The organism is Leifsonia sp. Y878, from assembly GCF_057669685.1.
This window is the reverse complement of the sequence record NZ_JBYHFS010000003.1, coordinates 261,736-286,080: the sequence shown is the minus strand read 5'-3', so window position 1 is coordinate 286,080 and position 24,345 is coordinate 261,736. Positions and strand designations below refer to the sequence as shown.

Annotated in this window: 22 protein-coding genes and 1 tRNA gene; 12 read left to right on the top strand and 11 right to left on the bottom strand. The window is 65.0% G+C overall.

Annotation, left to right across the window (positions count from 1 at the left end):
* The first annotated feature begins 203 nt into the window (after positions 1-203).
* Positions 204-1,979: an HNH endonuclease signature motif containing protein gene (locus AC25Y4_RS12465; protein WP_488120737.1), complete on the top strand. Its 1,776-nt coding sequence runs from the start codon at positions 204-206 to the stop codon at positions 1,977-1,979.
* Positions 1,980-2,098: 119 nt separating this feature from the next.
* On the opposite strand, the gene AC25Y4_RS12460 is transcribed toward AC25Y4_RS12465, so the two are convergent.
* Both AC25Y4_RS12460 and AC25Y4_RS12455 read right to left on the bottom strand, forming a co-directional pair.
* The gene (locus AC25Y4_RS12460) at positions 2,099-3,430 is read right to left on the bottom strand and encodes a CoA transferase (RefSeq protein WP_488120736.1); all 1,332 of its coding nucleotides are present in this window, start codon (positions 3,428-3,430) and stop codon (positions 2,099-2,101) included.
* A gap of 41 nt (positions 3,431-3,471) precedes the next feature.
* Positions 3,472-4,149, bottom strand: a complete 678-nt coding sequence (locus tag AC25Y4_RS12455; RefSeq protein WP_488120735.1) for a TetR/AcrR family transcriptional regulator — start codon at positions 4,147-4,149, stop codon at positions 3,472-3,474.
* 127 nt (positions 4,150-4,276) lie between these two features.
* Between AC25Y4_RS12455 and AC25Y4_RS12450 the strand changes: the two genes are divergently transcribed.
* A complete protein-coding gene (locus AC25Y4_RS12450) occupies positions 4,277-5,551 on the top strand; it encodes an amidohydrolase family protein (protein ID WP_488120734.1) in 1,275 nt (424 codons plus the stop codon).
* A 97-nt stretch (positions 5,552-5,648) separates the two neighbouring features.
* Here the strand turns inward: AC25Y4_RS12450 and AC25Y4_RS12445 are convergent, their stop codons facing one another.
* On the bottom strand, positions 5,649-6,977 hold the full coding sequence (locus tag AC25Y4_RS12445) for an MFS transporter (protein WP_488120733.1): 1,329 nt from the start codon (positions 6,975-6,977) through the stop codon (positions 5,649-5,651).
* Positions 6,978-7,033: 56 nt separating this feature from the next.
* Between AC25Y4_RS12445 and AC25Y4_RS12440 the strand changes: the two genes are divergently transcribed.
* A complete protein-coding gene (locus AC25Y4_RS12440) occupies positions 7,034-8,002 on the top strand; it encodes an ArsR/SmtB family transcription factor (protein WP_488120732.1) in 969 nt (322 codons plus the stop codon).
* 12 nt (positions 8,003-8,014) lie between these two features.
* On the opposite strand, the gene ygfZ is transcribed toward AC25Y4_RS12440, so the two are convergent.
* From ygfZ to AC25Y4_RS12425, 3 genes are all read right to left on the bottom strand, one after another.
* Positions 8,015-9,193 carry a CAF17-like 4Fe-4S cluster assembly/insertion protein YgfZ gene (gene ygfZ, locus AC25Y4_RS12435; RefSeq protein WP_488120731.1) on the bottom strand — a complete coding sequence of 393 codons (1,179 nt, stop codon included), beginning with the start codon at positions 9,191-9,193 and terminating at the stop codon, positions 8,015-8,017.
* An 11-nt stretch (positions 9,194-9,204) separates the two neighbouring features.
* Positions 9,205-9,819: a nitrobindin family protein gene (locus tag AC25Y4_RS12430; protein ID WP_488120730.1), complete on the bottom strand. Its 615-nt coding sequence runs from the start codon at positions 9,817-9,819 to the stop codon at positions 9,205-9,207.
* Between the two features lie 156 nt (positions 9,820-9,975).
* Complete coding sequence (locus tag AC25Y4_RS12425) at positions 9,976-10,239, bottom strand: hypothetical protein (RefSeq protein ID WP_488120729.1); 264 nt, start codon at positions 10,237-10,239, stop codon at positions 9,976-9,978.
* Positions 10,240-10,311: 72 nt separating this feature from the next.
* Between AC25Y4_RS12425 and AC25Y4_RS12420 the strand changes: the two genes are divergently transcribed.
* The 8 genes from AC25Y4_RS12420 to pstB all read left to right on the top strand — a co-directional run bounded on the left by AC25Y4_RS12420 (position 10,312) and on the right by pstB (position 19,335).
* Positions 10,312-11,004 (top strand): winged helix-turn-helix transcriptional regulator, encoded by a 693-nt coding sequence (locus AC25Y4_RS12420; protein ID WP_488120728.1) that lies wholly within the window; start codon positions 10,312-10,314, stop codon positions 11,002-11,004.
* The gene (gene mshD / locus AC25Y4_RS12415; protein WP_488120727.1) at positions 10,979-11,953 is read left to right on the top strand and encodes a mycothiol synthase; all 975 of its coding nucleotides are present in this window, start codon (positions 10,979-10,981) and stop codon (positions 11,951-11,953) included. Before AC25Y4_RS12420 ends, mshD begins: the two co-directional genes overlap by 26 nt.
* 52 nt (positions 11,954-12,005) lie before the next feature.
* The gene (locus AC25Y4_RS12410) at positions 12,006-14,183 is read left to right on the top strand and encodes an RNA degradosome polyphosphate kinase (protein ID WP_488120726.1); all 2,178 of its coding nucleotides are present in this window, start codon (positions 12,006-12,008) and stop codon (positions 14,181-14,183) included.
* Positions 14,180-15,118 (top strand): NUDIX hydrolase, encoded by a 939-nt coding sequence (locus AC25Y4_RS12405; protein ID WP_488120725.1) that lies wholly within the window; start codon positions 14,180-14,182, stop codon positions 15,116-15,118. Before AC25Y4_RS12410 ends, AC25Y4_RS12405 begins: the two co-directional genes overlap by 4 nt.
* Before the next feature lie 153 nt (positions 15,119-15,271).
* On the top strand, positions 15,272-16,366 hold the full coding sequence (gene pstS, locus AC25Y4_RS12400) for a phosphate ABC transporter substrate-binding protein PstS (protein ID WP_488120724.1): 1,095 nt from the start codon (positions 15,272-15,274) through the stop codon (positions 16,364-16,366).
* A gap of 87 nt (positions 16,367-16,453) precedes the next feature.
* Complete coding sequence (gene pstC / locus AC25Y4_RS12395) at positions 16,454-17,416, top strand: phosphate ABC transporter permease subunit PstC (protein WP_488120723.1); 963 nt, start codon at positions 16,454-16,456, stop codon at positions 17,414-17,416.
* Positions 17,416-18,528 (top strand): phosphate ABC transporter permease PstA, encoded by a 1,113-nt coding sequence (pstA, locus tag AC25Y4_RS12390; protein ID WP_488120722.1) that lies wholly within the window; start codon positions 17,416-17,418, stop codon positions 18,526-18,528. The genes pstC and pstA overlap by 1 nt, the downstream gene beginning before the upstream one ends.
* 27 nt (positions 18,529-18,555) lie before the next feature.
* Complete coding sequence (gene pstB / locus AC25Y4_RS12385) at positions 18,556-19,335, top strand: phosphate ABC transporter ATP-binding protein PstB (RefSeq protein ID WP_488120721.1); 780 nt, start codon at positions 18,556-18,558, stop codon at positions 19,333-19,335.
* Between the two features lie 31 nt (positions 19,336-19,366).
* On the opposite strand, the gene AC25Y4_RS12380 is transcribed toward pstB, so the two are convergent.
* Both AC25Y4_RS12380 and AC25Y4_RS12375 read right to left on the bottom strand, forming a co-directional pair.
* On the bottom strand, positions 19,367-20,254 hold the full coding sequence (locus AC25Y4_RS12380; protein ID WP_488120720.1) for an aminodeoxychorismate lyase: 888 nt from the start codon (positions 20,252-20,254) through the stop codon (positions 19,367-19,369).
* A 211-nt stretch (positions 20,255-20,465) separates the two neighbouring features.
* Entirely contained in the window at positions 20,466-21,095 is a 630-nt protein-coding gene (locus AC25Y4_RS12375) for a DNA-directed RNA polymerase subunit beta (protein WP_488120719.1), read from the bottom strand.
* Positions 21,096-21,121: 26 nt separating this feature from the next.
* On the opposite strand from AC25Y4_RS12375, the gene AC25Y4_RS12370 reads away from it, so the two are divergent.
* Positions 21,122-21,194: transfer RNA gene (locus tag AC25Y4_RS12370), tRNA-Lys, on the top strand.
* 54 nt (positions 21,195-21,248) lie between these two features.
* Here the strand turns inward: AC25Y4_RS12370 and AC25Y4_RS12365 are convergent.
* Genes AC25Y4_RS12365 through AC25Y4_RS12355 form a run of 3 tightly spaced genes read right to left on the bottom strand, consistent with a single transcriptional unit; the run spans position 21,249 to position 24,304 of the window.
* Positions 21,249-22,526, bottom strand: coding sequence for a DUF445 domain-containing protein (locus tag AC25Y4_RS12365; protein ID WP_488120718.1), 1,278 nt, complete (start codon positions 22,524-22,526; stop codon positions 21,249-21,251).
* Entirely contained in the window at positions 22,526-23,473 is a 948-nt protein-coding gene (locus AC25Y4_RS12360) for an aldose 1-epimerase family protein (protein WP_488120717.1), read from the bottom strand. Before AC25Y4_RS12360 ends, AC25Y4_RS12365 begins: the two co-directional genes overlap by 1 nt.
* 9 nt (positions 23,474-23,482) lie before the next feature.
* Positions 23,483-24,304 carry a DeoR/GlpR family DNA-binding transcription regulator gene (locus tag AC25Y4_RS12355; RefSeq protein WP_488120716.1) on the bottom strand — a complete coding sequence of 274 codons (822 nt, stop codon included), beginning with the start codon at positions 24,302-24,304 and terminating at the stop codon, positions 23,483-23,485.
* Between the last annotated feature and the right edge of the window lie 41 nt (positions 24,305-24,345).

The following is a 24,345-nucleotide window of genomic DNA, read 5'->3' as shown; positions in this document are numbered from 1 at the left end:
CACACTCCACGCGCTCGGTCTCATCCCTTCCCGCGACATCCCTTCTCGCGGCCTCAGTTCCCGTTGCTTCCACTTCCGCAGCGTCAGTTCCTACAGCTCCGGCTCTTCCCACGGCTTCTCTTCCCGCGGCTTCGTTTCCCGCTGCTCCAGCTCTCGTTGCCTCCACTTCCGCAGCTTCAGTTCTTACTGCTTCGGCTCTTCCCATGTCCTCCTTCGCCGACCGCGCCCTGGCGACCGTCGTTCGGCTCGCTGCGGTACAGCGCGGACCCGTGGACTTCAATTGGTCCCATGCCGAGAAGCAGCTCTCGCGGTGGGTGTTCGAATGGGACGTGCAGCAGGCCGAGGAAGATGCCGCAGAGCAGGCCGCGGAACAAGTAGCCGCAGAGCAGGCGGCAATGCGGACGACTGAGGAGGCGGTCGCTGAGCAGATGGCTGCGGCCCAGGTCCTGGTCGGTGACGTCGGTGGCCCCGGGACGGAGTCCGCGCACGGCGCGATCAACCTCGCGCTCCGGAAAGCGGAGACCGCGCAATCCACGACCGCCCGGTCGATGGCCGTGGAGGTCGCGGCGGCGGCCGAGGTCATACGCCTGGCCCGTAACAACCTCAGCATCTACTTGACGCCGGGCGGGATGAGTGAGCCCGACGCTTTGGACCTGGCCGAACGGACCGCGGCCACCGACCTGAGTCTCCGTTTGCGTCGCTCGCCCGATCAGGTGCGGACCATGGCCCACGAAGGACTGGTGCTCGCCGAGTCGCTGCCGCAGCTCTGGGCACTGTTCCAGGCCGGTCACACCGGGTACGCGCAGGCCCGCGCCGCCGTCAACCATCTCACCGGGTTGACCGACCCGGAGGTCATCGCCCACTACGACACCGAACTTGCCCAGAAAGTCACCGAGCTCTCACCGGAAGCATTCCAACGCAAAGCCCGCACCCTGCAGCAACGCCTTCTCGCAGAGCCCCCTGAGCTCCGTCACGCACGTGCCATGGCTGACCGCCGGGTCGTGATTGAGCCGGCCAACGATGGCATGTGCACGGTTTTCGCGGTGATCAGCGCCGCGGACGGCATCCGGATCAACGCCCGACTCGATGCCACCGCCAAGCGGATCGCGAAGAAGGAAGCGGAAGAAGCCAAGGCTGCCGGAACCGGCAGGGACCGGTGCCGTACCCGGGCGCAGATCCGCACCGACCTGTTCGCCGGCTGGCTCGCGGGCGACGGCACACCGACCGCGGCAAAGGTGCGACCGCTGCTGTTCGTCCCGATCCATGGGCTGCTCGGTGGCACGAAGTCCGCCGAGCAGCCCAGCCGTGCTGGGCAGGCCGACCGCTCCGGGCACGGCGGGAACTCGGGTCGTGAGGGTCACGACGGGCAACTCGACCACGGCGATGTCGACGGGCACACCGGCCCCGCCGATCCAGCTGCCCGGGCAGGCTGGCCGGTCCCATTCGATCAGCCCGCAGTTTTGCAGGGCTACGGACCCATCGACCCCGTCACCGCCGCGCAACTCTTCATCGATGCCCCGGCGTTCCGCCGGGTGGGCACAGACCCGTTCACCGGCGAGATCCTCAGCTTCGACCGGACCCGCTACCGACCCACAAGAGCGCAACGCGAATGGCTCGCCGTGAAATACGGCACCTGCGCACGAACCGGCTGCAACCGGCTCGCCGTCACCGCAGACGTCGACCATCTCAAAGAATGGGTTCGAGACCACGGCCTCACCAACGAAGACAACCTGATCCCGCTGTGCCCATCCGATCACCGGTTGAAGACGCTGACGAAGATCCGGTACAAACGAGACCCAGACGGCAGCGTCACCGTGACCACCCCCACCGGATACGTCGGGATCAACGCACCACCCGATCCACTGCCCCGGCATCCGCTGCCCACGAATTCACTGCTCACGAATTCACTGGCACGTTCGCCACTACTCCGACAGCTGCGGGAATCCCGCACACCACTGCCAGAGAACCCGCCGTTCTAAATAGCGCAGTCTCAATAGTGCAGTTGGTTCCAGCGCACGCGCGCTCATCTGGAGCCAGACACCTTTTCAGGCAGACCACCGCGTCTCAGGCCGGCCGCGTCTCAGGCCGGCCGCGCGCCTCAGGCAGGCTCAAGCCAGGCCGCCCGCGAACTCCCCAGTCGCACGACGGGACCCTGCTCGCGACCAGCGATATCGACCACTGAGCGAGCACGGCGCACCGAGCCATAGTCGCTGTCAACGGTCTCAAGCTCGGGAGCGAGTGCGGCGGCATCCGTTGGCAAAGGCTGCTCTGCGTTGTCGACCACGCCGAGTCCGATCAACGCCTGGGCGGTTGCGGCCAGAGATGCTCCAATGTGCGCGGCCCTGCCATCGGCAAGTGCCGCGCAGATTGCTCCCGCCAGCACATAGCCGGTGGCGTGGTCGAGTGCCTGGGCACGCAACGCGCCTGGTTTGTCGTCGCTGCCCTCGATGACGGCGATCCCCGATGCTGCCTGCACGAGCGAGTCAAATCCGCGGCGTTCCGCCCAGGCGCTGCCTACTGGGTACGCGCTGAGGGAGGCGGTCACGATGCGCGGATGACGCTCGCGCAGGCTGCGCTCATCGAGGCCGAACCGGTCGAGGCTGCCAGGGCGGTATCCGAGAATCACAACGTCGGCTTCGGCCAACAAGTCGTCGAGAAGGGTCGCATCGCGGCGGAGGTCGAGCGTGATCGACCGCTTACCTGCTCCTGTATCGATGTGCTGCACGGCGATCTCCGCCGGATCGACGGGGTCGACCCGCAGCACGTCTGCGCCGAGCAGCGCGAGCGCTCGGCTACACGTCGGCCCCGCGATCACCCGCGAGAGATCGAGCACGCGCGGCGCCCGCCCGGCCGGTCCGCGTGCACCAGTACCAGCGCCACCTGCGGCGGCATCGCCGTCGCCGTTCACGTTCCAGTCCAGCAGCGGCGCTGGGGCGATCACGTCGGCAAACTCCTCTGGGCGGCGCACGCGCACGCAGAGGGCATCGTTGGCGACGGCCAGGGCCTCGGCATCCGCCGCAGACATCCCCGCCAGCACAGCAGCGAACTCCTCACGGCTGGCCGTTTCTTCCAGGCCGAATGCCGCGCAGAGCCGATTCAGGTGATGCGGATAATTCGCGTGCGTGCGCACCCACCCGTCATCCGTTGCAAAGAACCCGCTGAGGGGAGCCCACGCCGCTGCAGGCACTCCGTCGACGCTCAGATAGGTGAAACTGCTGAAGTTGACGCCGACCCTGCGCGGATTGACAGTGATCCGAGGTAGCCCCAGAAGGCGTGCCGCCTGACTGGCAAAGAACGCCACGCTGTCTGTCGCCAGTTCGCCAGCACGCAGTCGCGCCGTGAGGCCCGTTTCGCCCGGGTCGACACGCACCCGCTGCGCCGCCGCGTCATCGACGACCGCAGCGGCCAGGTTCGTAAAGAGGCTGCCCATGCGGTGAGCATACGCCCAGGGGGACACACGCCGAGGCGCGGCTAGCCTCGTTCGGTTGTGGTGATTCCGTTGATGAGCACGGTGATTCCCCATCGAAGGCGTTCGGCGGGTGTGCCTGCAACGATCTCGGCACCGGCGGCGGCGACGTGTGGGAGTTCTGCAGGATTGGCCGAGGCGATGTGGCTAGCGAGATCGGCTAGATCACGGTGGGGGGTCCGTTGCGCCGTGGTGCGCGAGCCCCTTTCTGCAGCCAGGAAGGTTGGATAGGCGAAGAGCAGATCGACGCCCCATGCCGCCTGGCCGGAGGGAACACCGCCCTCCTCGAGCAGTCCGAGGATGGCGTCGACGAGCCGAAGATAGTTGGGGCCCGATGTGTGGGTTGACATTGAGATCCGGGCGATCTCCGGGTGCTCGAAAAGCACTGCCGCGTAGCTCTCGAGGAGGTCGATCAGGCGCGCGAGCCACGGGCCGGACGTGCCGGGTCGCACGTCCGCGAGCAATTCGTCGAGGATCTGCGCGTGGAGGTCAGCGGTGTTCTGCACATAGACGTAGAGCGAGGCGGCACCGGTGTCGAGCGCGGTCGCAATCCGGCGCATCGTGACCTTGTCCATTCCCTCGGCTTCGAGGATCGACACGCCGGCCGCAATGATGCCGGCCCGGGTCAGGGGCGGCTTTGCGGGTCGTTCGCGGCGACTCACGGGGCGGGTTGACTCAATCATCCGGCAAATCTATCACGAACATGTTCGCTACGACCGGGTTCTCCGGGTATGGTGATCACGAACATGTTTGTGAAGAACATGTTCCTTGAATGTCCACCACGTCCGAACCAGCACAGGAGAACGAACTATGAGTAAGACAGCCCTGGTCAACGCCAGAATCTTCGACGGCGAGACCGTCCTCGCCGACACCACCGTGGTGCTGGAGGGTGCCGTCATCCTCTCGGTAGGCGGGGAAATCCCGTCCGACGCGGAGATCATCGACGTCAGCGGCGCAACGCTGATGCCAGGACTCATCGATGCCCACGTGCACACCTCGATCGAATCTCTTGCACTCGCGCTGACGTTCGGCGTCACGACCGAACTGGAAATGCAGGGTGCACTCACCAAGCACAATCGTGAAGCCGTCACGAACAATGATCGCGTCGCAGACGTTCGGTCGGCTGGCTTCGGCTTGACCCCTCCCGGCGGACACCCCAGCGAGTTGTTCTCTCATGAAGGAAGCGACGAACACGGTGACGACCACGAGGGAAAGTCCATGCCCCAACATGGCGAGGCTGAGGATGGTGGCGAGAACCCGTGGGCGAACATCGTCATGCCGTTTTCAACTACTCCGGAAGAAGCGGTCGCGTTCATCCCGCAGCTCGCTGCGAGTGGCTCTGACTACATCAAGTTCATGATTGACGACGGGACCGTCGAAGGCGCCCCTGGCCTGCCCTCGCTTGACCACGCCACCGTCGCAGCCGGCGTGGCAGAAGCTCACCGGCTCGAACTCCTCACCGTTGCTCACGCGCTGGCGATTGACGCAACCGTGTCGGCGATCGATGCCGGTATCGATGGGCTTGCCCACCTGTTCATGGACCAGCCAAGCACCCCGGAGGTTATCGAGCTGATTGCCCGATCCGGTGCGTTCGTCGTCCCCTGTGCTGTCTTGAACGCCTCCATGATGGGGCTCACCGGAGGGGCCTTCGCAGCCGACCCGCGCGTCTCGTCTCGGCTGGATGAGGCCTGGCTGGCCACCCTGAAGAGCAGCTTTAACAAGTACCCAGAAGGAAACCTCGATGATGTTCTCGCGAGCGTAAAAGCGCTCAGCGATGCTGGCGTCGATATCCTCGTCGGAACAGATGCTTCTGTCCCTGTGCCATCTTTCGGCGGTCTTGCGCATGGAGCGAGCGTGCACCACGAGCTCCAGCTGTTGGTCAGCGCCGGCCTGAGTCCCGTTCAGGCGCTGCGCGCGGCAACAGCCACGACGGCACGTCGCTTCGGCCTCACCGACCGTGGCCGCATTGCGCCTAGCCTCCGCGCCGATCTCCTCCTCGTCGATGGCGATCCAACGACCGACATCACCGACACTCTGAACATCCGTCAGGTGTGGCGTCGCGGCGCAGCACTCCTCCCCGCTTGAGCCATTGCAGAAGGATGCCGACCCCATCCGTGGTCGGCATCCTTCCGCCATGCTCGCCGAGCTTCGGCACACGCGATCAAAGCGCCCTGCCCCCTCGCTAAGCGACGACAGTCGACGCAGGCTCCGCCGCTCGCCGCGCGATAAACGCGATCCCGAGCGCCGAGACCAGGAACATCACGGCGAGCGCAACCCAGCCCGCCAGTCCGAACGCCAGTGCCGTCCCCGCCACGACGAACGGCGCACACATGGAGCCCAGTCCGAATCCCATCGCGAACACGCCCTGGTATGCCCCGGCGTTCGTCGGATCGGCGAGTTCAAAGCTGAGCCCCCACGTGCCGGCCTGCGACCAGACCTCGGCGAAGGCATGGGCCGCAGCCGCCACCACGAGCAGCACGACCGCTGGCACCACAGAGACCCCGGCGGCTAGCGCGTACACAACGGATGCCACCGCCATCAGTATCCCGGCGGTCGTCACGACCTTGCCAGCCTTCCTCAGGTCGTCGGTGCCGCGTGAGAGCGGAATCTGGAACACGATCACGATCACAGTGTTCAGGATGAGCAGCACGGACACGAGCGCGGTCGGCGCTTCTGTGTTGTGTGCGATCCACAAGGGGACACCGACCTCTGCCAGACCGAACTGCATGGCGAAGACGGCGGCGAGCGCCGTGAGGATCAGATAGCGCCGGTCCCGGAACGGAGAGCGCCCGGCGGGCCGTGCCGCCTCGCCCTCCTGGACCTGCCCAGCGGGAGCATTCACCCGCTTCGGCAGCCGCCAGACCGGGATGACACCGATGATGTAGACGACGCCCGCGCCGACCATGACGATTTGGTATGCGGCTACGGTGTCGGCCAGGAGTGCCACACCGGCGATGGCCGCGCCCAGCGCGATCGACACGTTCGTCACAGTGCGCAGGATGGCGCGGGTGCTCACCCGCGCAGGTCCCTCGAATGCGCGGGCAATGATCGCCATCCGCGTTGCGTTCGACGCACTCCCCACGGCTGACGCCACGCAGGCGATGACCAGCACACTCGTGAAGTCCCCTGCGAACGGATAGCAGCCAAGCGCGAGGCCCTCTGCGGCCATGAGGCCGAACAAGAGCCGTCTGGCACTGAACCTGTCGGCGAGCCGCCCGCCCAGGTACGACGTTCCCACCCCCACCGCGCTCGATATCCCGAGCACAGTGGCTGTCTCCCCCGCCGAGAGTCCGATCACAAAGGTGATGTACAGCACGGTGACGGTGAGGAAGACGCCGCGGCCCACTCGACTGATCAGGGTGGCAATCACCAGGATGCGCAGCACGGGGTCTGACATGGACTCCATCAGCCGGCGGACGAAGCCTGTCTGTTGGCCGGGCGAAGCGGATGCCAGGGGTTCAGGGAGGGAAATGACGCCCGTTGCAGGGTCTGAAGTGGGAGTGAGTGGCACAGGTCATTTGTCCCACGACCGTGATGACGGCGCGTATTGATGTAGCGTATGGCTTCATGTTGCGTTACGAGCTGAGCGATGCCGACCTGGGCGGCATCCGCTTTGGAATCTCGCCGCTCTGCGAACTCGGGCTGTCGCTGCGTGCCGTGAAAGACCCTGGACGCTATCCGCTCCAGCTGCCGTGGCTCTCGCGCACCCGCCAGGCAAGGGAGAGTCTCGACCTCGACCTGCTGCTCGGCCTCGTCAACGACCGGCTGTGGACGCCCGACTTCCTGAACCCGCGACCGTCATCGCCACTGACGCGCGTCGAAGACGAGTTCGCCGAGCTGGCCGCGCTCAGCCCTGCTCACTTCACCCACCAGCTTGAGAGTATCCATGGCAACCTGCCCGACGCGTTGAGTGGGCCACCTCGCGCAGCGATCCGTCGCATGGTGTCGGCGCTCAGCGACTATTGGGACAGCTGCTTCGCGCCACACTGGCCGCGCATGCGCACCATTCTGGAGGCGGATATCACCCACCGCGGGCGCGTGGTGGCGCAGACCGGCTTGGCCGAGATGCTGAATGGCATCTCCTCGTCGGTGTCATTCGACGGAGCGTCGTTGGACGTACAGCTGGCCTCTGTGCCTACTGACCGGACGGTGCACGCCGACGGGCGCGGCGTCATGTTGGTGCCCACCATGTTCACACGGCGCGCCTCAGCACCCGTCGACCTCGAAGAACCCCCGCTGGTGATGTATCCGGCCCGCGGGCAGGGAGCGATGTGGGAGACGGAGCGCGTGGTCAATCCGCGTGCCGTCGCACACCTGCTCGGTCAGACGCGAGCCAGCCTGCTCACCGCTCTGGCGACGCCTGCCTCATCGACAGAGCTCGGCATCCGCTTCGGCGTGAGCACCTCTGCGGTGAACCAGCATCTGCGTGCGCTGCGGGAGGTGGGCCTGGTGACGTCGACCCGATACGGGCACAGCATGCTGTATCTGCGGAGCCCGCTGGGTTCGGCGTTGCTTGGCACGGCGCAGCTGGGATAGCGCGGAGAAAAGCTAGCGCGTCGGCGGACGAACGCCGAGACGCGGCAGACGCGGGACATCCGCGACCGCTCCGGCTGACTGCGGCACGATGATCTCCTGGCTGGCGGCGATCGAGATGCCCTGCGACTCAACGTAGAGCGTGACATCCGCTGGCACAGTGCGCTTGATCACGGCGAGCGCGATCGGCCCGAGCTCATAGTGGATGGCACTGGACGTGATCGCACCGACAGGTCGACGCTCCGGCTCACCGCCGGGCAGCACCCTGGTTCCCTCGACCACGTCTCCGTGCACGGGGAGCACCGAATCTGAGCCATCGAGGTGCAGCATCACGAGTCGACGCGGCGGGTGCCCGAGATTGTGCACCTTGGCCACGGTCTCCTGCCCCCGGTAGCAACCCTTGTTCAGGTGCACAGCGGTGCGAAGCCAATCCAGTTCGTGCGGCAGCGTCTTCTCGTCAACCTCTGTCGCCGCTCGGGGACGCCAGGCAGCGATTCGCAGCGCTTCCTCGGCCAGCAGGCCAGCCGCGGCAACTTCACCGGATGCGACCCGGTCGCGAAGCGCAGGCAGGTCGCTGCGAGCAATCAGCACTTCAGACCAATTCCAGTGGATGCCGGGATGCTCGGCGACCTGGGCGTACTGGAACCCGCCAGGGTTCACACCGCTCCACGGGTCGCGCCACACCAGCGGTACTCCATTCGAGCTCGCCGGCATCAGCTGCACATCGGCGACATCGCGGGCCATGGTGCCGATCACCGCGTAGTCATCGGTGAGGTCGAGCACCTCGACGCGCAGCATGAAACGCATCTTGGACAACCAGGCATGCAGGCCAGGCAGTTCGGCCGCCTCAAGAACGAGCCAGGTGGCGACGCCGTCGTCCAACACGTGGACGGCGTACTCAAGGTGGCCGGCAGGGTCGAGCAGCAGCATCTCGGTCGACTCGCCGACGGGCAGGCCGAGCAGCGCCTGGCTGGTGAGCGAGTTCAGCCAGCTGAGCCGGTCTGGCCCAACGACCGAGAGGACGCCGCGGTTCGACAGGTCAACGACAGCCTCACCGGCGAGCAGGTGACGCTGCTCGATCATCGGGTTGCCGTAGTGCGCGGCTATGCCGGCATCCGCTCCCCCCATGGCGACAGCGCCGTCGAGTTCGAGAAGCGGTGACACGAAACGAGGAGGCACGTCGGGGGAATCCATATCCAACTTAGTTAGTCAGCTCTGGCCAGGCGGCCAGACGAGTGTGTGCGCAGGTCCTGGCCGAGAGCGGCGATGTCCCACGCCCATAGCAGGTGGTTCTCCACCAGGCCGTAGATGCGAGTTGCCGCCGCATAGGGCTTGGCGCCCTGGGTGCGCATGACGGCATCCGTTGCCAGGTCGATGCGGGGACCCTTGACCTGCCCGAGGTAGAGCTCTGCCACCCCGTCAGGGTGCGCAAGCGTCACTTCGATGTCGAAGCCGCCGTCTGCGTTCCGCAACGTTTCGACAGCCTCTGCCGTGGTGAACGGACGTTCGCCAACACCGAGAAGCATTCCGGGTCCAGGATCGCCGTCCTGTCGCTCACGGCTGAGACGCCAGTAGCCGGTCTCGGTGGCGAGCGGGATCTTCTCGTCTGACCCAGAGTCAGGTTCTGGCTCAAGCCAGGTGTACGAGTTGTAGTTCAGGTGAGGCAGACCGTCGTGGCTGAAGCTCACACGGTGGCCGAATTCACGGGTGACCGACGTGTCGCCGATGGCGTAGTCGAGTACGCCGGAACCTTCCCATACCCCGATAAGCCAGGACAGCGGAACGAGTTCAGAGGGAAGATCCACCGGGAGGTCAAACATGATGGACTACCGCTGCCCCCTGAACAGCTTGTACACAACCACTCCGGAGATCCAGACGATTGCAAGGCTGGCCAGCGCGAGTAGCCCTAGGAAGAGGATTTCGAGTGCAAGCGGCGACATGGTTCGATTCTAACCCGACGTGCGCTCAGACACGGATCAGCCGAGCTGCGCTATCCCGAAAAATGCTGTTGCGATGCCGAAGACGACAACGCCGCCCGCCAGGCTCGCGATGACCCTGGAGACGTAACCGTCCTTCTCTCCCAGCGCGATTTGAATCGCAAGAGTAACAATCGTGCAACCAGCCAAACCGAGGCTTGTCCACACGATCTGTTGCTCAGGCGTGGAAAAGACGGCGATCAACACCACAATGATCACGGCGAGGACCCACACAACGACGATGCCAGACCAGTGTTTGCTCACGTACCCATTCTGCCTGTTCAAGGCCGATTCTGAGGCACAGTAGTATGAGGGCACGATATTTGGAGGATGCGCGTGGCGCAGTTACTAATCCTTACCTCGGCTGTGGACAATGAGGTTCTGCCTGCCCTGGCTTTGCTTTCACACAGCACACGACTGATCCCCGCACGCCCGGATCAGCTGATCACAGCGCCTGATTCGGATTTGATCCTGGTCGATGCCCGCACCAACCTCATGGCGTCCAAGTCGCTCTGCCAGATTCTGCGCACAACAGGCATCTCCGTCCCCCTTATGTTGGTGATCACAGAGGGCGGGCTCACCGCCGTCAGCCCCGACTGGGGTATCGACGATGTCGTGCTCGACTCAGCAGGCCCGGCCGAAGTGGATGCCCGCATCCGTCTCGCTGTCGGCCGCGTTTCACGCATGGCTGTCTCCCCCACTATTCGTGCGGCCGGCGTTGTCATCGACGAGGCCAACTATTCGGCCAAGGTGCACGGCACCCCGCTCGACCTCACCTATAAGGAATTCGAGCTCCTGCGCTTCCTCGCCGCGCATCCGTCACGGGTGTTCACCCGCGAGCAGCTGCTCAGTGAGGTCTGGGGCTACGACTACTTCGGAGGAACGCGCACCGTTGACGTGCACGTCCGTCGCCTCCGCGCCAAGCTCGGTGACCAGGAATCCCTCATCGGTACCGTGCGCAACGTCGGTTACCGCTTCAACGTGCAGGAAGAAAACGACGAGCGTGTCGCTGGCCCTGTCTCCAGCTGATCTCAGCGATCCAGCAGTCGCAGCGCAGTTCACACACGTTGCGGATGCCGCCACTGCCGTCGACGGTTATGCCCCGTTCAACGAGCAGGCACTGCTCGACCTCGCGGCGGGCCGCCGCGAGGCATACCTGTTCCTGTTCCATGACGAGTCACACCCGGCCAAGCCGGCGAAGGTCGTCGGCGCCGCAGCCGTCGGCCGCGGAGAGAACACGGCAGAACTCGACCTCGTGATCATTCCGAAGCGCCGCGGCAAGGGCTTCGGCAACGCGGCGCTCAGCCTGCTGCTGCCGCACCTGCCGAGCGAAGTGACCGCATGGTCGCACGGCGATCATCCGGCCGCGCGCGTGCTCGCCGTACACCACCGTTTTGTCGCGACCCGCACGCTGCTGCACCTGCGCCTCTCGCCACTGCGTGTGCCTGCTGCCGCTAACTCCGCGAAACCAGAGGTGACGATCAACGCTTTCGTTCCCGGTGTCGACGATGAGGAATGGGTCGCCCTCAACGCGCTGATCTTCGCCTCGCACCCCGAACAGGGTTCCATCACCCTGGGCGACCTGGCAGACAGACAAGCCGAGTCATGGTTCAACGCCGGCGATTTTTTGGTGGCGCGCGATGCATCCGGTCGCATGATCGGATACAACTGGCTGAAGATCGAGCCGAGCACGGACCACGGCGACGATGACGACGACCCTGACGACGACGATGACGCCGGTGGCGGGGAACCTGACGCAGGCGAGATCTACGTGATTGGCATTCATCCGGATGCCGCAGGCCAGGGCCTCGGGCGCCTGCTGATGGAGCGCGGGCTGGCCAGGCTCAGCGAACGCGGCTGCACGAGTGCTTCGCTGTATGTCGAAGCTGACAACACCAGCGCCGTGCGGTTGTATCGGTCGCTCGGCTTCACCGATTTCACCATCGACGTGCAGTACAGACGGTTGTCAGTTAAGTAACCGTTCATGCCGATCGTGCGTTTCGCGCAGTCGGCAGTGTCAAGATGGTCGAATGGACGGCGAAAACATCCAAAACGACAGCGGGCTCGGCAGCGACTTTGACGACGACTTCGATCCCTATCTTCTCTCTGATGACCCCGCGCTACCAGAGGATCGCTTCCTCGACCGGGAAATCAGCTGGCTGGCGTTCAACCAGCGCGTCCTGGAACTCGCCGAAGACCCCGACATTCCCGTGTTGGAACGCGCCAACTTCCTGGCCATCTTCGCCAGCAACCTCGACGAGTTCTTCATGGTGCGAGTTGCCGGGCTGAAGCGCCGCATCCTCACGGGACTGGCCGTTCCCACGAACGTCGGACGCGCACCAGCGGATGTGCTCAGCGACATCTCGAAGGCGGCGCACGTGCTGCAGTTGCGCCATGCCGCAGCCTTCCAGGATCTGGTGCGCCCAGACCTCGCGGCGGCCGGCATCGACGTCGTCGACTGGGACACGCTGAATGACGAAGATCGCGAATCACTGCGCGACTATTTCGGGAAGCAGATCTTCCCCGTCTTGATGCCGCTGGCTGTCGACCCTGCGCATCCGTTCCCCTACATCTCCGGCCTCTCGCTGAACCTTGCGGTACGGGTTCGCAACCCGAAGACAAGCAAGCAGGAGATCGCCAGGCTCAAGGTGCCGCAGATGCTGCCCCGCTTCGTGCGAGTCGATCGCAGTGAGTCCGTCGACAAGGTGCGTTTCATCACCCTCGAAGACCTGATGGCCAACCACCTCGGCGACCTGTTCCCCGGCATGGAAATCCTCGAGCACCACATCTTCCGCGTCACTCGCAACGAAGACGTCGAGATCGAGGAAGACGAGACAGAGAACCTCATCCAGGCTCTCGAGAAGGAGCTGCTGCGTCGCCGCTTCGGTCCGCCCATCCGTCTCGAAATCACCGAAGAGATGGATGACGTCACCCTCGACCTGCTCGTGCGTGAACTCGACATCACCACACAGGAGGTCTACCGGCTGCCGACGCCGCTCGACCTCGGTGGCCTGTTCGACCTGGCGCGCATCGATCGCCCAGACCTGCACTACCCCAAGCACGTTCCGACGACGGCCGTGCAGCTCATGCCAGCAGAGCCAAACCTGGCCCCTGATGTGTTCAGGTCGATTGCACGCGGCGACATCCTGCTGCACCACCCGTACGAATCGTTCACGACAAGCGTGCAGGCGTTCCTGGAGCAGGCCGCTGCCGACCCGAACGTGCTCGCCATCAAGCAGACGCTGTACCGCACCTCCGGCGACAGCCCCATCGTCGAAGCGCTCATCGCCGCTGCTGAGTCCGGCAAGCAGGTGCTCGCCCTCGTCGAGATCAAGGCCCGCTTTGACGAGCAGGCGAACATCTCATGGGCGCGGAAGCTCGAGAAGGCCGGCGTGCACGTCGTCTACGGGCTCGTCGGGCTGAAGACCCACTGCAAGGCGGCTCTCGTAGTGCGCAAGGAAGGCAAGGTGCTCCGGCACTACAGCCACATCGGCACCGGAAACTACAACCCGAAGACCAGCCGCATCTACGAAGACCTCGGCCTGCTCACCGCAGACGACCAGGTGGGCAAGGACCTCACCAGACTGTTCAACGAACTCTCCGGCTACGCGATCGAGAAGAAGTTCAAGCGTCTGCTCGTCGCTCCCCTGCACCTGAGGAAGGGCCTGCTCAAGCGCATCGCCGATGAAACGGCCAACGCCGCGGCCGGCCTGCCATCCGGCATCCGGATCAAGGTCAACTCCATGGTCGACGAGACGATCATCGACGCGCTGTACAGGGCCAGCCAGGCCGGTGTGCCCGTCGACGTCTGGGTGCGCGGAATCTGCAGCCTGCGGCCGGGCGTCGAGGGCATGAGCGAGAACATCCGCGTGCGGTCGATCCTTGGTCGCTACCTGGAGCACTCGCGGATCTTCTCGTTCCACACCCTCGGCGACCCCCAGGTCTTCATCGGCAGCGCCGACATGATGCACCGCAACCTCGACCGCCGCGTCGAAGCCCTGGTGCGCCTGACCGACCCAGACCACCTCGTCGAGATCGACGGCCTGTTCGAGCGCGCCATGGATCCGCGCACGTCATCGTGGTGGCTCGACAGCGACGGCACCTGGGTTCGGCACTCGCGTGACGATGCCGGGCACCTGCTCGACGACATGCAAAATAGGCTTATGCAACAGATTGGCAACCGCAAGCGTACGGCCGCTCGCCGATGACCGACACAGCGGTGTACGCGGCCGGAGCCGTGTGCTGGCGTTTCATCGATGGCAAGATGCACATTCTTGTCATTCATCGGACCGTGCACGGCGACGTCACCATCCCCAAGGGCAAGGTTGACCCAGGAGAATCACTGCCTGAGACCGCCGTGCGCGAGATCAAGGAAGAGACCGGCCTCACCGTCAGGCTTGGCGTTCCCCTTGGTGTGTCCAATTACACGATGCCGGCCGGCCGCGACAAGATCGTGCACTACTGGGCTGCAGAGGTGACACCGGATGCCATCCTGCACTCCACTTTCGTGCCGAACGGCGAGGTGGCGGCCCTGGAGTGGGTGACCATCAAGCGCGCCCGCACGTACCTCAGCTATCCAGCGGATGTCGAGATCCTCGACGCATTCGACCTTCTCGTGAACAACGGGGTCACCAGCACCTTCGGGGTCATCGTGCTCCGGCATGGCAAGGCAGTCCCTGCCAACAGCTGGGACGGCCCGGACGCGACGCGCCCCCTCGCTCCGCGCGGCATCAAGCAGGCCGCGGCCCTGGTGGGCACGCTGAGCGCCTGGCGACCAACGCGCATCGTCACCAGCACGGCCACACGCTGCGTGACGACCGTTGTGCCGCTTGCCGCGGCATCCGGTGTGGAGATCAAGCGCACAGACCTCATCAGCCAGGATGCCTGGGATGCCGGCACGGCCGACGTGCGCCGCGTGGTCGGCAAGCGGGTGCGCTCTGGGAAGAATGCTGTCGTGTGCGGCCATGGTCCAGTGCTGCCAGAGATCCTGCGCGAACTCGCGCTGGCAACGGGCACCACGCTCGGCGCCTACATCTCGGATGCCGCTGACCTCGAGACCGGCGGGTTCTCCGTCGTGCACCTCTCCAGCGACAATCCGAGCTCTGGCATCATCGCCATCGAAACGCACGCGCCGCGGGTGTAGTCCCCCGTACAGGGGTGAAGTCAGGGCCGTTTGTCGGGTGTCGTTCACCTCCCGTTCACCTGGAAGCAGGAGGGTCGTTAATCGGAGCACTTAGCGTCACTTGAGGGCCAGCACCGGCCCCCACTGCATCCAAACCCCTCGAAAGGGAATCACGTGAACTTCAAGCGTTTTGGCCGCCCAGCGGTCATTGCTGTCGCAGCCGCTCTTGCACTGTCCTCATGTGCAGCAAACGAAGGGGCAACGAGCACTGACTCCGCCGCCCCCGAAAGCACGCTTTCTGGCACCATCAACGCCGCCGGCGCCTCATCGCAGGGCTCAGCCCAGGAGGCGTGGACCGCTGCATTCCAGTCCGCCAACTCCGGCGTCACGATCAACTACGACCCGTCGGGCTCCGGCGCCGGCCGCGAGACCTTCGCCGCTGGCGGCTCGGCCTTCGCCGGCTCTGACTCGTTCCTGAAGGACGAGGAACTGGCAGGGGAATTCGCCAGCTGTGTTCCAGGCACCACCGCGGTCGACCTTCCCGTCTACATCTCCCCGATCGCCGTGATCTTCAACGTCGACGGCGTCGACGAGCTGAACCTCGACGCAGCGACCCTCGCCAAGATCTTCAAGGGCGACATCACCACTTGGAACGACCCGGCCATCGCCGCGCTGAACGCCAAGGCAACCCTGCCGGCCACGCCGATCACCGCCGTGCACCGCTCAGACGACTCCGGCACCACCAAGAACTTCGCTGACTACCTGAACCAGGTTGCACCGGATGTCTGGACCGAGAAGCCCGCAGACGCGTTCCCGTTCCAGACCGGTGAGGGTGCACAGGGCACCTCCGGTGTCGTTGACGCCGTCACCAACGGTGTTGGCACCATCGGCTACGCCGACGCCTCCCGCGCCGGTGACCTCGGTGTCGCCAAGATCAAGGTAGGCGACGAGTTCGTCGGCTACACGGCAGAGGCCGCCGCCGCAGTCGTCAACGACTCCCCGATGGTCGAAGGCCGTGCCGATGGCGACCTCGCCATCCAGCTTGACCGCACCACCACGGACGCGACGCACTACCCGCTCGTTCTGGTGAGCTACGCCATCGTCTGCACCGAGTACGCAGATGCCGCACAGGGTGAGCTCGTGAAGTCGTACGTCGGCTACATGGCCAGCGCTGACGGCCAGGCTGTAGCAGCGGAATCCGCTGGCGCCGCCCCGCTGTCCGCTGAACTGCAGGACAAGGTTGCCGCAGTAATCGCGACAATCAAGTAACAACGCACCTCCTGCCCCGGCCGGGCGTAAAACCCGGCCGGGGCTCCACGCTCCAGCTACACCCCACGCTCCAGGGAGACGCCAGGCATGACCACCGCAGTTGACAAGAGGTCGCGCACGCCACGCGTGTCGGCCAAGGCCAAACAACGCCCGGGGGATCAGGTCTTCTCCACCCTGACCGTTGTCGCGGGTGGGTTGATCCTCGCCGTTCTCGCGGCCGTCGCCGTGTTCCTGATGGTGCAGAGCATCCCGGCCTTCGTCGCCCCGGCCGACGACTTCAAGGGCGACTTCACCAACTTCTGGTCGTACGTTCTGCCGCTGGCCTTCGGCACCATCTGGTCGGCGTTCCTCGCCCTGCTGATCGCCGTTCCGATCGCCATCGGTATCGCACTCTTCATCTCGCACTACGCCCCGCGCAAACTGGCACAGGGCCTCGGGTACATCATCGACCTGCTGGCTGCTGTGCCATCCGTCGTTTTCGGCCTCTGGGGCATCGGCGTTCTCGCCCCGCTCGTGCAGCCGTTCTACACGACCCTCGTCGAGTGGTTCGGTTGGATCCCCCTCTTCGCCGGCCCGGTCTCTGGTACCGGCCGCACCATTCTCACCGTCGCCATCGTGCTGGCCGTGATGGTGCTCCCGATCATCACCGCGATCTGCCGTGAGGTCTTCCTGCAGACGCCTGTGCTGCACGAGGAGGCCGCACTGGCCCTCGGTGCAACACGCTGGGAAATGATCAGGATGGCCGTGCTGCCGTTCGGTCGCCCCGGCATCATCTCTGCGTCGATGCTCGGTCTTGGCCGGGCACTCGGTGAGACCATGGCCGTTGCCATGGTGCTCTCCCCCAGCCCGCAGATCCTCTTCCAGCTGCTCACCTCGCAGAACCCGACGACGATCGCAGCGAACATCGCCCTCAACTTCCCTGAAGCGCACGGCACCGGCGTGAACATCCTGCTCGCCACCGGCCTGATCCTCTTCATCATCACGCTCGCCGTGAACATGCTGGCGCGGTACATCATCAACCGCCGCAAGGCATTCTCTGGAGCGAACTGATGACGACGATGACCTCCACCCCGACTCCCTCCTCGCCGGCATCCGGCGGACTGACTAACTCGCTGACCGCCGGCAAGCTCCCCAAGCGCTCATCGCTCTGGGTTCTGCTCGGCAGCTGGTTCGTAACCGCCCTCGTCTTCGTCGTGCTGCAGCTGTCAGGTGCAACGGACAGCTTCAACATTGTCGGCACCCTGTTCTTCGGCACCGTGCTGTACTGCTTCGCGATCTACCTGCTGTCGTTGTTCGTCGAAGGATCGCGCAAGGCGAAGGACCGCCTCGTCACAGCCCTGGTCACCTCGGCATTTGTGATCGCCCTGCTCCCGCTCGCCTCGCTCATCTACACGACGGTGACGAACGGCCTGCCGGCGTTCCTGACGCCCACCTTCTTCAACGAGTCCCAGCGCAACGTCGTCGGCGAGGGTGGCGGCGCACTGCACGCCATCGTCGGCACACTGATGATCACCGGTGTCGCCACACTGATCTCGGTGCCGATTGGCCTGCTCGCCGCGATCTACCTCACCGAATACGGCCGTGGCCGGCTCGCTCGTGGCATCACGTTCTTCGTCGATGTGATGACGGGCATCCCGTCGATCGTTGCGGGCCTGTTCGCCTTCGCCCTCTTCTCGCTGCTCTTCAACGACCCGGGCATCCGCTTCGGTTTTGGTGGTGCCATCGCGCTGTCTGTGCTGATGATCCCTGTCGTCGTGCGGTCAAGTGAAGAGATGCTGAAGCTCGTGCCGAACGAGCTGCGTGAGGCCGCGTTCGCGCTCGGTGTGCCGAAATGGCTGACCATTCTGAAGGTCGTGCTGCCGACATCCATCGCCGGAATCGTGACGGGCATCATGATCTCGATCGCGCGCGTCATTGGCGAGACCGCCCCGCTGCTGATCATCTCCGGCTTCACCTCAAGCATGAACTACAACCTGTTCAGCGAGCGGATGATGACCCTTCCCGTCTTCGTGTACACCCAGTACGCCAACCAGGGAGCGAATGCGCAGGCCTATATCGACCGCGCGTGGGCCGGCGCCCTCACCCTCATTCTCATCGTGATGCTGCTCAACGGGCTCGCCCGCCTCATCGCCAAGATCTTCTCTCCCAAATTCGGCCGCTAACGCGTCCAGAACCCCAAAGGAATCCCCGTGTCAAAGCGCATTGAAGTCAACGACCTCAACGTCTACTACACCAACTTCTTAGCCGTCGAAGGCGTCTCGCTGACGATTGAGCCCCGTACCGTCACTGCCTTCATCGGCCCGAGCGGATGCGGCAAGTCGACATTCCTGCGCACGCTGAACCGCATGCACGAAGTGATTCCAGGCGCGCGCGTCGATGGTGAAGTGCTCATCGACGGCAACAACCTTTACGGGCCTGGCGTCGACCCCGTGCTCGTGCGCCGCCAGGTTGGCATGGTCTTCCAGCGCCCGAACCCGTTCCCCACCATGTCGATTCAGGACAACGTGCTGGCCGGTGTGAAGCTCAACAACCGCCGGATGTCCAAGAGCGACGGCGACGCGCTCACAGAGAAGGCCCTGCGCGGCGCGAACCTCTGGAACGAGGTCAAGGACCGCCTCGACCGTCCGGGCTCAGGCCTCTCCGGTGGCCAGCAGCAGCGACTCTGCATCGCCCGCGCGATCGCGGTGCAGCCAGACGTGATCCTGATGGACGAGCCATGCTCTGCCCTCGACCCGATCTCGACGCTGGCCATCGAAGACCTCATCGAGGAGATGAAGGCCGAGTACACGATCGTGATCGTGACGCACAACATGCAGCAGGCATCACGCGTGTCAGACCGCACCGCATTCTTCAACATTGCGGGCACCGGCAAGCCTGGGAAGCTCATCGAGTACGACGACACCACGACGATCTTCTCGAACCCGAGCGTGCAGGCGACGGAAGACTACGTGTCTGGCCGCTTCGGCTAAAGTGCAGGCACCTGCTGGCACGCAGCGGCGGCTATGCCGTGCGTGCCAGCAGGTACGCGTTGATCGCGTGGGTGAGCGGGAAGTCCACCGGGAACGGTTCATTGTCGAGAGCCGTGATTGCGACGGCGAGACGCACGCTGGAGACGAGCCAGGCGGCATCCGCTGAGCGGAGTTCGTCGACGGTGACGTCGCGGTACTCGGTGGTCTGCCCCTGCGACTCGAGGTATTCGAAAACAGCCTGCTGCGTGGTGCCGTGCAGGATGGCGCCGCTCGGCGCCGGGGTCACGTAGACGCCCTTGGTGCGCAGGATGACGCTTGACGTCGGCCCCTCCATCACGTAGCCGTCTGTGGTGAGGAAGATGGTGTCGTCTGCGCCTCGGCGGTGCGCCTCACGGAGCGCGGCCATATTCACGGCGTAGCTAAGCGTCTTAGCGCCCATCAGCAGCCATGGAGCGCGCTCTGCGACGCCGCGGGGGTAGCCGCGGTCCAGCGTCACCACCCGGATGCCGTTCTCGCGCACAGCGGCGAAATCGGGGGTGGCCGTGGCGTGCAGCCACGCGGTGGGAGCAGGTCCGGCCTCCACGCCGCGGCTGAGCACGAACTTCAGCGAGAACTGTCCTTCGGCTGGCAGCTGGCTCACCGCATAATCGATCGCAGCGCGCCACTGGTTCTCGTTGGGCATCGGCAGCTCGCAAATGCGTGCGGAGTTGCTGAGGCGCGCAATGTGCGGCTCGACCTCCTGCGGGTGCGAGTCGACGACGCTGAGCGTCTCGAAGATGCCGTCGCCGCGCTGCGTGCTGAGTTCAGCGACGCGAAGTGCCGGTTCTGACGAGTCGACCTCGTGGAAGGTGTCGGCGAAGTCGGTGCGGGCGTCATCGGCGGCAACGGGATCGATCAGCAGCGTGTACGGCAGAGGCATGACCAGATCCTATCGCCAGGAAGATTAAGGCCAGGCCGCAGAACGCCTCTCGGCGCGAGGCCGCTCAAAGCGGCGAATATTGGAGCCCGGGGTTACTGCGGCCCGACCAGATACCAGTGTAAAGCAGGCTGCGCGGCGCTGCTGACTGTTCGCTCTGAGCGGCACGTGGCACGCCGGGCGCGTTCCCTGCTAATCGAGCGAGTTGCTGCTGCTAGTCGAGCGAATTGCTGCGCCAGAGCCGCGCGCAGGAGGCAAATTCCTGGGCCGTCGTTGAGAAGCGCAGAGCGCGCGTGGTCAGTTCGGTGGAACGCTCCGGCTCGGTGAGCTCGAGGTCGTCGGCGACGCTGGTGCATCCGGTGGCCGTCACCCGGCAGAAGGCAGCCGCGCGGTCGAGCGCAACGGCGAAGTCGCCGGTGAAGAGTCCGCGCAGGATCTGGTCGGCGAGAACCATGATCTCGGCTGGACCAGTGGGCGCAGAGGCCCCAGCCACGAGCGGGTCGATGCTCGGAACCACTTCCGTGCCGCGCTGGAACAGGTATGCGACGCCGTCGGGGTCTTGCCGGATCAACACCCGCACCAGGTAGATGCGCCAGAGCGCGCCTGGCAGGCTGCGGGGAGTGGCGCTCGACCAGAGTTCGGCGACTGCGTCGATGCCGTGAACGTCGGTGTATTCGACCAGACGAGTGACTATGTCGGGGTCGGGATCGTCCCTCACGCGCGCCAGCAGCGCGTGCGCGGTTTCGTGGGCGATCCTGCTGATGTGTGCGGGATCTTCGCCACCTTTGAGGCTCTCAAACTTGCTCCCAGAGAACTTGGTGGGCTTGTGGAATTCGTCAGCCATAAGATCCACGCTAGATTATTAACCGCGGGCCTCTAGCTCAGTTGGTAGAGCAAAGGACTTTTAATCCTTGGGTCGTCGGTTCGAGCCCGACGGGGCCCACCGCTAAAGCCCCCGATTCGTCGGGGGCTTTGTGCTGTCTGGGGCGGGAAACGGTCAGGCGAGGAGCGCAGCGATTGCCTGCGCGATGGTGAAGATCGCCAGCCCAGCCAGCGAACCGACGATCGTGCCGTTCAGACGGATGAACTGCAGGTCCTTGCCCACCATCAGCTCGATCTTCTCTGTCGTCTCCTTCGCATCCCAGCGTTCAACGGTCTCGGTGATCACGCCGGCCAGCTCATGCCGGTACTGCTGCACCGCGTAGCTCACCGAATCCGCGATCCAGCGGTCGATGCGTGCGCCGAGCGCGGCATCCGTCGAGAGTTTGACCCCGACATCCATCAACGTCGAGCGGATGCCGCCGCGCAACGCACTCGACGGATCGGCCAGCCCCTCACGCAGCGACGCCTTCACGGACTCCCAGGCCTCACTGGCGAACTCACGCAGACGCGGGCTGTCGAGCAGGCCGGTCTTCAGCGCCTCTGCCCGCTCGATCGTGGTGCGGTCGTACTGCAGGTCGCGGGCGAGATCGGCCAGATAACGGTCGATGGCCGCACGCAGCGGATGCGACTGGTCAGCCCGCACATTCTGCACGAACGCAAGCACCTCTTTGAAGGCCCTGTCGTCGACGAGCTTGTCTACGAAGCCAGGCATCCAGCTGGGTAGCCTGGCCGACACGGCACGCCCGAAGGCCTCCGGATGCGTGACCAGCCAGCCTTCGGCCTTCTCCAGTAGCAGGTCAACGCCCGCGTGCTGCTGGCCGGAGTCGACCAGCCGCTCCCCCACCCGCCCGATGGCCGGGCCCCACTCCGGCTCGATCAGGTGCGAGCGGGCGATGGTTTCGATGAGGTCCTTGATGTCATCGTCGGCCAGCACATCGAGCACGCCGGTACCGGCGACCGCAAGCTGGTCAGAGATGCGCTGCGCGTTCGCAGGCTGGCTCAGCCAGACGCCGGCCCGCTTCGAAATGCCGATCGATTCGAGCTTCCCGCGCACGACGTCGCTCGAGAGGAAATTTGTCTCGACGAACTCACCGAGGGACGCCCCGATCTCGTCCTTGCGACTCGCGATGATGTTGGTGTGCGGAATCCGAAGGCCAAGCGGGTACCTGAATAGCGCCGTGACAGCGAACCAGTCTGCGATGGCACCAACCATGCCACCCTCCGCGGCGGCCCGCACGTACTCCAGCCATGGATAGCGGTCTTCGAGGGCAAACGACACGGCAAAAATCACGGCCATGACGAGCAGCAGCGCGGTCGCCAGGCGCTTCATGCTGTTCAGGGCATACAGACGCTCCTGGTCGGCGGGGCTGAGCGTCGTGGCCGGTGCGCTCATCACGCGTCGCCACCAAAACCGTGGTGACGGATGCCCCAGCGCACGCTCCAGTGCGCGTCGGGCTCGAGCCAGTGCACGCCCTCCCCCGAGTTGAACGCGTTGGCCGGGGCCGTCATGGGTTCGATGGCCACGGCCTGGTGCACGGCGGGGGCGTCTCCGAAGGTCGGGAAGTTGCGCGGGGTGTACATCTGGACGTATCGCATGTTCTCGTCGCCCCACACGGTGAGACTGCGCCCGTCTGGCGCGCTGAGGGTGTACTCGACGCGGCCGTCAATGACGGCGACATCACCGAACCCGGAGTCAAGGTCGAGCTCACCGACGAGTCGGCCGGCCCGCAGGTCGAATGGTGTGCCGGCCACGGGTTCCGTGCCGATCGGGTTGCTGCGCTCGTCGACCAGGATCCGCGTCGCCGCACTGCTCGTCAGCGTCAGTTCATTGGTCGGCACGCCGCCTATCTGGAAGTACGGATGGGCGCCGATGGCATAGGGCGCGGCATCCGCCCCGACGTTTCGCACCGCATACTCAACATCGAGACCCTCGGCGGTGAGCGTGTACGTGACCGTGGTGTCGAGGTGGAACGGGTAGCCGGACTGCGGGAAGATCGTCGCGGCCAGCGTCACAGAGTTCTCGGTGTGCGCCACTTCTCTGTATGGCGCAAACCGCAGCAGCCCATGGCTGGCGTTGTATTTCACCGGCTCTGTGATGGCCAGCTGCCGGGTAACACCCTCGTGCGTCCACTTCCCGTCACGGATGCGATTGGGCCAGGGAGCGAGGACGATGCCGGCCGCCATCGGTGGCGTTGACTCTTCAGGGAACGTCTCGACCAGGTCGATGCCGTTGACGGCATATGACCGGAGCCCGGCCGCCACTTCCGTGATTGTCGCCGTCGACGTTCCGTGCGGCCCGGCGGCCACGAGGTGATGTTGGATGCCAGTTGGTGCGCGCATACTTTCAGCCTATTGCGATTGCAGCACGCGGAGCCCGGCATCTTCGAGTGGGGCCAGGAGATCGGCCGACGCCGTGGCATCCGTGATGAGCGTGTCGAATGCCGCCAGCGCACCGATGGTACCGAGATGGGCCTGGCCGAGCTTCGAGGCGTCGGCCACGACGATCGCCCTGGCAGCTGCGCGCAACATGAGCGCTTTGACGCCCGCCTCAGGCAGGTTGATGTTGGTGACCCCAGCCACCGCGTCAACACCGTTGCAGCCGATGAAGGCGAGGTCGGCGTGCACGCTGCTGAGGATGGTGGAGGCCAGCGGCTCGACGAGCGAGTGCTGCAGCGGGCGCAGCGAGCCGCCAGTGACGATCACGGTGAAGCGCGGTATGGCCTGCTCCAGCTCGAGCGCGATACTGAGACCGTTCGTGATGATCACGACCTCGGAGAGATCGGTGCGCGCGACGAGCGCACGCGCAATCGCCAGGGCTGTCGAGCCGACATCAAGGATGATGCTCTGGCCGCTCTGCACCAGCGACGCTGCGAGCGTGCCGATCTGCTGCTTGGGGATGACGGATGATTCGAGCGACTCCTCGAACGACGGCTCGCGGTCGGTGCGTCCCCGCCCCATGGCCCGCGTCGGCATCGCCCCGCCGTGCACACGGCTGATCTGCCCGGCGGCGACAAGCGCATCGAGATCGGCGCGTGCGGTGACGCCGGACACCCCGAACGTCTCGCGCAGTTCGCTGACCCGCACAAAGCCACGTTCGTCGATGAGGCGCTGGATCTGCTCTCGGCGCACCGCGGCGGGCACGGGTTCTCGCTCGCTATTCTCCGCGGTCATTGTTCTTCCGCCATGATCGCCAGACCTACGCTTTCTTCGCT

Bases quoted from the DNA above. Each gene is read 5' to 3' on its own strand.
- AC25Y4_RS12465 (WP_488120737.1), top strand. From the start codon at position 204: ATGTCCTCCTTCGCCGACCGCGCCCTGGCGACCGTCGTTCGGCTCGCT.
- AC25Y4_RS12460 (WP_488120736.1), bottom strand. From the start codon at position 3,430: ATGGGCAGCCTCTTTACGAACCTGGCCGCTGCGGTCGTCGATGACGCG.
- AC25Y4_RS12455 (WP_488120735.1), bottom strand. From the start codon at position 4,149: ATGATTGAGTCAACCCGCCCCGTGAGTCGCCGCGAACGACCCGCAAAG.
- AC25Y4_RS12450 (WP_488120734.1), top strand. From the start codon at position 4,277: ATGAGTAAGACAGCCCTGGTCAACGCCAGAATCTTCGACGGCGAGACC.
- AC25Y4_RS12440 (WP_488120732.1), top strand. From the start codon at position 7,034: ATGTTGCGTTACGAGCTGAGCGATGCCGACCTGGGCGGCATCCGCTTT.
- ygfZ (WP_488120731.1), bottom strand. From the start codon at position 9,193: ATGGATTCCCCCGACGTGCCTCCTCGTTTCGTGTCACCGCTTCTCGAA.
- AC25Y4_RS12430 (WP_488120730.1), bottom strand. From the start codon at position 9,819: ATGTTTGACCTCCCGGTGGATCTTCCCTCTGAACTCGTTCCGCTGTCC.
- AC25Y4_RS12410 (WP_488120726.1), top strand. From the start codon at position 12,006: ATGGACGGCGAAAACATCCAAAACGACAGCGGGCTCGGCAGCGACTTT.
- AC25Y4_RS12405 (WP_488120725.1), top strand. From the start codon at position 14,180: ATGACCGACACAGCGGTGTACGCGGCCGGAGCCGTGTGCTGGCGTTTC.
- pstC (WP_488120723.1), top strand. From the start codon at position 16,454: ATGACCACCGCAGTTGACAAGAGGTCGCGCACGCCACGCGTGTCGGCC.
- pstA (WP_488120722.1), top strand. From the start codon at position 17,416: ATGACGACGATGACCTCCACCCCGACTCCCTCCTCGCCGGCATCCGGC.
- AC25Y4_RS12380 (WP_488120720.1), bottom strand. From the start codon at position 20,254: ATGCCTCTGCCGTACACGCTGCTGATCGATCCCGTTGCCGCCGATGAC.
- AC25Y4_RS12375 (WP_488120719.1), bottom strand. From the start codon at position 21,095: ATGGCTGACGAATTCCACAAGCCCACCAAGTTCTCTGGGAGCAAGTTT.
- AC25Y4_RS12365 (WP_488120718.1), bottom strand. From the start codon at position 22,526: ATGAGCGCACCGGCCACGACGCTCAGCCCCGCCGACCAGGAGCGTCTG.
- AC25Y4_RS12360 (WP_488120717.1), bottom strand. From the start codon at position 23,473: ATGCGCGCACCAACTGGCATCCAACATCACCTCGTGGCCGCCGGGCCG.
- AC25Y4_RS12355 (WP_488120716.1), bottom strand. From the start codon at position 24,304: ATGACCGCGGAGAATAGCGAGCGAGAACCCGTGCCCGCCGCGGTGCGC.